The sequence below is a fragment of the Candidatus Zixiibacteriota bacterium genome, from assembly GCA_021159005.1.
Classification (GTDB): domain Bacteria; phylum Zixibacteria; class MSB-5A5; order UBA10806; family 4484-95; genus JAGGSN01.
Genome location: JAGGSN010000124.1, coordinates 21,424 through 28,342 on the forward strand (window position 1 = coordinate 21,424; position 6,919 = coordinate 28,342).

Sequence of the window (6,919 nt, forward strand, 5' to 3'; positions counted from 1 at the left end):
TATGTATTAGTATGGTTGGTGTACGTCCTCGTGCACCAACATTTTATTACACCGCCGCGCGTAGGGGCGTATTGCATACGCCTTTTTTATGCTGTTGGAAGCTATTTCCGATAGCCGCAGGCGTAATAATTCACCTATCCTGCATTATTAATAAACTCTATCATTTAGTATGGTCGATGTACGTTCTCGTGCACCAACATTTAGTGGTCGGTGTACGTTCTCGTGCACCAACATTTTACTATTCCCCTCTTGAGGGGGGTCAGGGGTGTGTTCTTAACATTAAATGTTCAACATAATTCCGCATAAAATTTTAATTTATTAATAGTTTTACTGCAAAATCTGTTATAAAATAAACCTTACTCAATAATATTTCCGGTAATTGGAATAGTAATTCGCGAGCCGCGCTTGCCCTCAACCTCTAATGAAATCGATGTCAGGAATTCACCAATCTCTTTAGCATTATCAAGCGAAAATGTTATATTTGCCGATGATTTAGGTTTCAAGGTGTTTTTATCGATATTAACTGTTATAAAGCTGTCATCAGGCTTATCAATAATAACTATTTTTGATTTAGTATCGTCCATGTTAGAAAGACTTATTCTTTGACTGGCTTTCGAGCCTGCTTTAACATTATCAAAATCAACTTTCTGCGGCGAATATTCAAGAATCTGTTTGGGATTATTTATATTCGCTTTAAATCTGATTTCTAAAAACGGATTTAATGAATCGTTGCAGTTGATTTTTAAAGATTTGGTAACTCTGCCGTTAAATTTGCCGGCATTAAAAACAATATCAATGCTTGAACGTTCCCCCGGAGCAATGCTAAAACCTGCTTTTTGTGTGGATGTACAGCCGCAAGTCGATTTTATTCTAGTAATAGTTAACGTATCTGTGCCTTTATTTTCAAACCAATACTTATGGCTGACAACGGCTCCTTTTATAATAGAGCCAAAATTATAAGTTGTATGGTCAAACTCAATTCGGGCATTTGATAATTGCTGCTTGGCTGGGTCTATCCATTTCCCCGGTTCGGATTTTTCATCATCCAGCTGGCACATAACAAGCGAGGTCGGTATAATTATCATGCAAATAATGGTTAGAAATAATTTCCATATCTTCATTTTGAAATCTCCTTTGATGATTCAAATAAGTTTAAGCAAAAAATGCAATTATTTTAAAAATAAAAGTTGTTTACATATAACCTTTGGTTCTCATCCAACTGTCTGAATAAAGCTTGGAAAGATAGCGATTGCCGGAGTCGGCGAAAATCACCACTACGTTGCCGGTAAATTTATATTTTTCAATAGCCTTTATAGCTCCGGCATATATAGACCCGCTTGAACCGCCGGCGAAAATCCCCTCAATTTGAGCAATTTTGCGGGTCATTAAAAAAGATTCTTTATCGCTGATTGGAAACAGGTCGTCAAGCACAGTGAAATCAAGCGCTTTTACCATCTTGTCGCTGCCGATACCCTCAACCTCATAATGACTGCCCTCGATTATTTCGCCAGTGCGGTAATAATGAGTCAGAATAGAACCCTCCGAATCGATACCGATTATTTTAACTGAGGGAGCTTTTTCCTTAAAAAATCGACCGATACCTGAAACAGTGCCGCCGGTACCGGCTCCGACCACAATCGCCTCAATATCGCCGCCGGTTTGTTTCAATATCTCAGGGCCTGTCGTCAAGTAATGAGCATCAATATTGGCGGGATTATCATACTGGTCAAGATAGATGCTGTTGGGCGTCTCCTCAGCCAGCTTAGCCGCCACGCTGTAATTAGACCGCGGGTCGGAGGGGGGTACAGTATGAGGAGTAAGCACAAGCTCGGCGCCATACAGCTTGATCATATTCTGTTTCTCTTCGGAGTTCTTATCGCTCATTACGAGCAAGGCATGATAGTTTTTTATAGCACAAATCATAGCCACAGCTATGCCGGTATTGCCTGAAGTAACCTCAATCACCGTGCCGCCTGGTTTAAGCCGTCCGGTTTTTTCAGCATCCTCAATCAGCGATAAGGCTAACCTGTCTTTAATCGAACCGCCGATATTGCACATTTCAAGCTTGGCTAAAATCGTTGCCGGACAATCAGCGGCAATCTTTTTTAAGGGAACTAATGGTGTGTTCCCGATCAGGTTTAAAAGCCCGGTCATTTTAATAGTATCAACAGCCTTAAACATTTATTTTTATTACCTCAACATGGAATAATAGTTCCAATTTTTATCAAACATTAACAGTTCAAACATAGTCCACTTTCAAGCTAATACACGCTGATGTAATTCGGCGTCAAAGCTACTATAGTTATATACAAAACTAAATAATATCAATCAATTGCAAAGATGAGTTTTTTTAAAATATTTTCGCTGCTGTTTGGTTTTTAATAATATGTAATTATCTTTGTCGGTTTCGCGAAAGTTCGTAGTTGCTGCAATTACAGGTTGCCCGTAGGCTCGTCCGGGTCATATAACCCGCCTGGGTCCTCCGCCTGTGGCGGACTACTCTGTCAACTTAATAGCTGACCCTTTAAGGGTTGGAGCGGTCTTTAAAAGCCCGCCTATCAGATGTATTATATTGTTGTTGTGATTAGTGTTATAGTTACAGCAAGGCGGGTTCTAACCAAAGGGAGCGGACGGAGTCCTTTATTCAACCCGGTATCTTGCTGCAGCGGAATAAAACCTAAAACCTTGCTTTTACACGCATTATTCACAAATTTTAGCATGTGCTTTTTCTGCCATAGCTGTCGGAAATAACTTTCGACAGCATAAAAATGATTTAATTTCATTGCTAAGATTAACATATCAGGACAAAATTTTATGCCCATTAGTTTGGTGGGGGTGCCTTTATCTGACCGGCAGTTATCGGATTTTCATAATAAAACATAGAATTGCATAATATTACGTAAAAATAATACTTTATATCCACAAAAAATGCCATATTACCATAATAAGCCTCTGAGGAGATAAAGAATACTGTTAATTTTTAAGCTATTATTGAGGTGTTGTTGTAATAACCCAAACAAGGAGTTTTAAACCATGTATAAAAAAGTTATAATTTTATTAATTATGGTATGCTTTAGTGCTATTTTAGCGCAGGCTGATGAGTGGGAGTTTTTAGGGCTTTCCGGCAAACAGATCCTTTCTATTTCTATTGCCCCTGATAATACACAGAATATATGTGCCGGAACTGACGCCGGATTATATTATAGTTCCGATGGCGGTCAGAACTGGGAATTAAAATTATCAAGCAATACTTTATTCCCGTTTTTATCTTACTTGCCTTATTCATCCGATACTTTAATAACACTGCTAAGTGGCGGAACGTGGTCGGATGGTATATATTTCTCAACTGATGACGGCAATTCATGGACAACTGGCAACTATTTTATAAATCCGCGCCGATTGGGTTTCGACCCGATTAATCCCGGCTATGTTTATATATGTTTCCCGGATGGCATACTCACATCAATAGACTATGGCCAAAATGTCAGCTCTGCCAATAATGGTCTTCCAAATTTGAATATACTTGATGTTAAGGGAGATGGCTCTCATCTGTATGAGGCTTATGCGGTTGGCGAGGCTTTTCTGGCGCATACTACCGACTTTGGCAACAACTGGGCAGAAATGAACGGCTTATTTGGTCTTGAGGATTATAATCCAAGTCGCATTGAATTTGCCCCCGATAATCCGGATACATTATATGTAACTTGTTATGCGTATTTTGCTCGTTCTTTTAATGGCGGCGCCTCCTGGCAGTATACTTCCATGCCGACGTATGAGAATATGCCTATTGTCTGCGACCCCGATACGCCCGGGAAGCTTTACGTAGGTTCGGCAAGCGGCGGCGGAGTTTTAGAGTCAAATGATGCCGGCGCTAATTTCATATCGATGAATCAAGATATCGGCAACCTGAATATCTATAGTCTTGAGTTAGATGCTTACAAATATATTTATGCCGGCACCGGTGACGGAGTTTATAAGTATAATACTATAGTCAATATTGCTGTTAAAGAACCGGTTTTACCTCAAACTGTTTCACTATCTCAGAATTATCCAAATCCGTTCAATAGCCAAACTTTCATCAAAATTCAAACAGACAGTTCGCAAATGGTTTGGCTTGAGATATATGATATCGCAGGAAGATTGACCCGGACATTATTTGAAGGCTATGTATCCGGCGAAAAATCTCTTATTTGGGATGGCGCTGATAATAATGGCAGTATTGTTTCATCAGGCATATATCTATATAGCCTTAAAACTGCGGATAATACAGTTTGCCGCAAGATGACATTGCTTAAATAGGAATGGAAAACGCTTGAACTATTCACAGTTGGCGCATGAGGACGTACGCCAACCATATCAACACAGATATTATTCTCTTCTTGAGAGGAGCCAGGGCACTGTTGATTACGCTGCCTGCTCTAAGATAGCATTATTCCCCTCTTGAGAGGGCCTAGGGGCGCGTTTTTAGCGCTAAATGTTAAATGTAATTCCGAATAATTTTACTTTATTTGTATTTTTATCATCGATGCAGGGCAGATTTTTCCGAAACCTATATATTTCTGGCAGGAGTCATTTGCCCCAGCGAGTGGAAATCATACATTTGAAAAAATGGGGAAACTCCTTTTTTGCTATTAAGCCTTGACAATACCAAATAAAGTTTTATTTTATTTGTTTTGAAATATTTGGGGCGTCGACAAGTGGTAAGTCACCAGCTTTTGGAGCTGGCAACCCCAGGTTCGAATCCTGGCGCCCCAGTTAATGGTTAAAAGGATTGAGGTTTTTGTGCCGGATGAAATAAGAATATTTACGGGAAACTCAAATCGGTCTTTGGCGGCTAAAACTGCTAATTATATCCATCAACCTATTTCCGCTTGTAAGGTTAAGCGTTTTTCTGATAATGAGATATTTGTCAAGATTGATGAGAATATTCGCGGTATGGATGTTTTTATTATTCAATCCACAAATCCTCCAGCTGAAAACCTTCTCGAACTTTTAATAATGGCGGATGCCGCCAAACGCGCCTCGGCTCATCGGATTACCGCTGTTATACCGTATTTTGGTTATGCCCGAGCCGACAGGAAAGACCAACCGCGAGTGGCAATAACCTCGAAATTGATTGCCAACATGGTAACTACTGCCGGTTTTGATAGGGTGTTACTCCTGGATCTTCATGCCTCACAGATTCAGGGATTTTTTGATATCCCTACCGATCATTTATACTCAGCAAGGATATTCAATCGTTTCTTTATCAAACAAAATTATAAAGATGTTATTGTGGTTTCTCCCGATGTTGGTTCAACCAAGATTTCTCGAGCTTTTGCATCGGTTTTGGATGCCAGCTTAGCTATTATCGATAAACGCCGGCCCGAACCTAATAAAGCTGAGGTTATGAATATTATTGGCGATGTTAAAGGTAAAAATGTTATTATCCGTGATGATATGGTTGATACGGCCGGAACATTGATTAAAGGAGCTGAGGCATTGGCTAATGCTGGAGCAAAATCAATAATCGCCTGCTGTACTCATGGCGTATTATCCGGCAAAGCGGTTGAAAATCTGAACAAAAGCGTTATTGAGAAGATATATATTACAGACACAGTTAATCAGGATTCCAATAAACTTCCTGAGAAATTCGAGATTTTATCGGTGGCTGAACTTCTTGGGGAAGCCATCTTGAGGATACATGCAGAGCGTTCGGTATCGAGTTTATTCGATTAATCTTTTACGATTGGTTTGAATAAATAGGAAACTAATAAGGTTTTAAAATGAAAAAATTAGCTTGACTGGGACCTATTTAAAAACAGGCAAAAGCTGCGGCAAGCTTATTTTCAATGTTGTGAATATAAATATTTTGAATGATTTAATTAAGGAGAATACAAAATGAAAGAAGTTGTTATAGAGGCAGCCGCTCGGACGAAAGCCGGAAAGGGAGTCGCTCGAAAATTGCGGGCGTCAAAAATGATTCCTGCTGTTGTTTACGGCAAAGGCGAAGAGCCGAAACCGCTGGAAGTAGATTTAGAACATTTTCATCAAATCTATCATGAGCTTCACGGAGAAAACGCCTTAATCAACCTTAAAATCGACGGTCAAAAATCAGAGAAGAAAGCTCTTATCCGTGATATGCAGCATGACCCTGTTTATGGCGATCTCCTTCATGTAGATTTTCAAAATATCTCGATGGACCAGAATATTCGTCTTTCTATACCGGTGCATCTTAGCGGCACTGCTCAAGGTGTTAAAACATATAGCGGAATTCTTCAGTGGTCTATTAGAGAACTTGATGTTTTAAGCCTGCCCGCTAATCTTCCCGATTATATCAATATCGCTATAGATGATCTTAATATTGGCGATTCAATTCATGTGAAAGATCTTGATTACCCGGATATTGAGTTTTTAAAGGATAAAAACGAGACCATAGTCAGCGTTATTGCGCCTACGGTTGTCCAGGTTGAGGCTGAAGAGGATGAAGAGGGTGAAGAGGTTGAGGAAGCTGCTCCTTCTACTGATGAGCAGGCTGAACCCGAAGTGATATCTGAAAAGAAAGCCGAGGAACGCAAGGCAGACAAAGAGAAAAAATAAAACAGGTAAAGATTAAAAAATCTTTGAATATACTTCAAACCGGCATTGAACGGAAATATTAATAGCGGAGATAATCAGTTGTCTCCGCTATAGTTTTTGATGTTCCTTCCTTTTTCTAAACTGCATTATTTATAAAACGGATTTCTTATTTAGAATCAGTTTTTAATCAATTGAACAATAATATGAATACACTACTGTCCGGCCTTTTGCATAGAATTCTTTAAATATTATCCAACAAGCGAAACTTGCTTGATTCGCAGCCCACAGAACAACAAGACATTGGAAAACTCCAGCAAACATCGCCATTCCACTTTTTGCTTTGCATAATATTTCATGCCTG

5 protein-coding genes and 1 tRNA gene are annotated in these 6,919 nt (G+C 39.5%); 4 read left to right on the top strand and 2 right to left on the bottom strand.

Going from position 1 to position 6,919, the window contains the following annotated elements; genetic code table 11:
• Nucleotides 1–356: 356 nt before the first annotated feature.
• Entirely contained in the window at nucleotides 357–1,121 is a 765-nt protein-coding gene (locus J7K40_08065; protein MCD6162353.1) for a DUF1573 domain-containing protein, read from the bottom strand.
• A 70-nt stretch (nucleotides 1,122–1,191) separates the two neighbouring features.
• Nucleotides 1,192–2,154 (bottom strand): cysteine synthase family protein, encoded by a 963-nt coding sequence (locus J7K40_08070; protein ID MCD6162354.1) that lies wholly within the window; start codon nucleotides 2,152–2,154, stop codon nucleotides 1,192–1,194.
• Nucleotides 2,155–3,033: 879 nt separating this feature from the next.
• Between J7K40_08070 and J7K40_08075 the strand changes: the two genes are divergently transcribed.
• The 4 genes from J7K40_08075 (at nucleotide 3,034) to J7K40_08090 (ending at nucleotide 6,579) form a co-directional block, all read left to right on the top strand.
• The gene (locus J7K40_08075; GenBank protein ID MCD6162355.1) at nucleotides 3,034–4,299 is read left to right on the top strand and encodes a T9SS type A sorting domain-containing protein; all 1,266 of its coding nucleotides are present in this window, start codon (nucleotides 3,034–3,036) and stop codon (nucleotides 4,297–4,299) included.
• A gap of 384 nt (nucleotides 4,300–4,683) precedes the next feature.
• Nucleotides 4,684–4,755, top strand: a tRNA-Gln gene (locus J7K40_08080).
• 3 nt (nucleotides 4,756–4,758) lie between these two features.
• On the top strand, nucleotides 4,759–5,718 hold the full coding sequence (locus J7K40_08085) for a ribose-phosphate pyrophosphokinase (GenBank protein ID MCD6162356.1): 960 nt from the start codon (nucleotides 4,759–4,761) through the stop codon (nucleotides 5,716–5,718).
• 162 nt (nucleotides 5,719–5,880) lie between these two features.
• Nucleotides 5,881–6,579: a 50S ribosomal protein L25 gene (locus J7K40_08090; protein ID MCD6162357.1), complete on the top strand. Its 699-nt coding sequence runs from the start codon at nucleotides 5,881–5,883 to the stop codon at nucleotides 6,577–6,579.
• Nucleotides 6,580–6,919 lie beyond the last annotated feature (340 nt).

Excerpts from the sequence above, each read along its gene's own strand:
- J7K40_08075 (MCD6162355.1), top strand. The coding sequence starts at position 3,034 with ATGTATAAAAAAGTTATAATTTTATTAATTATGGTATGCTTTAGTGCT.
- J7K40_08090 (MCD6162357.1), top strand. The coding sequence starts at position 5,881 with ATGAAAGAAGTTGTTATAGAGGCAGCCGCTCGGACGAAAGCCGGAAAG.
- J7K40_08085 (MCD6162356.1), top strand. The coding sequence starts at position 4,759 with ATGGTTAAAAGGATTGAGGTTTTTGTGCCGGATGAAATAAGAATATTT.
- J7K40_08070 (MCD6162354.1), bottom strand. The coding sequence starts at position 2,154 with ATGACCGGGCTTTTAAACCTGATCGGGAACACACCATTAGTTCCCTTA.
- J7K40_08065 (MCD6162353.1), bottom strand. The coding sequence starts at position 1,121 with ATGAAGATATGGAAATTATTTCTAACCATTATTTGCATGATAATTATA.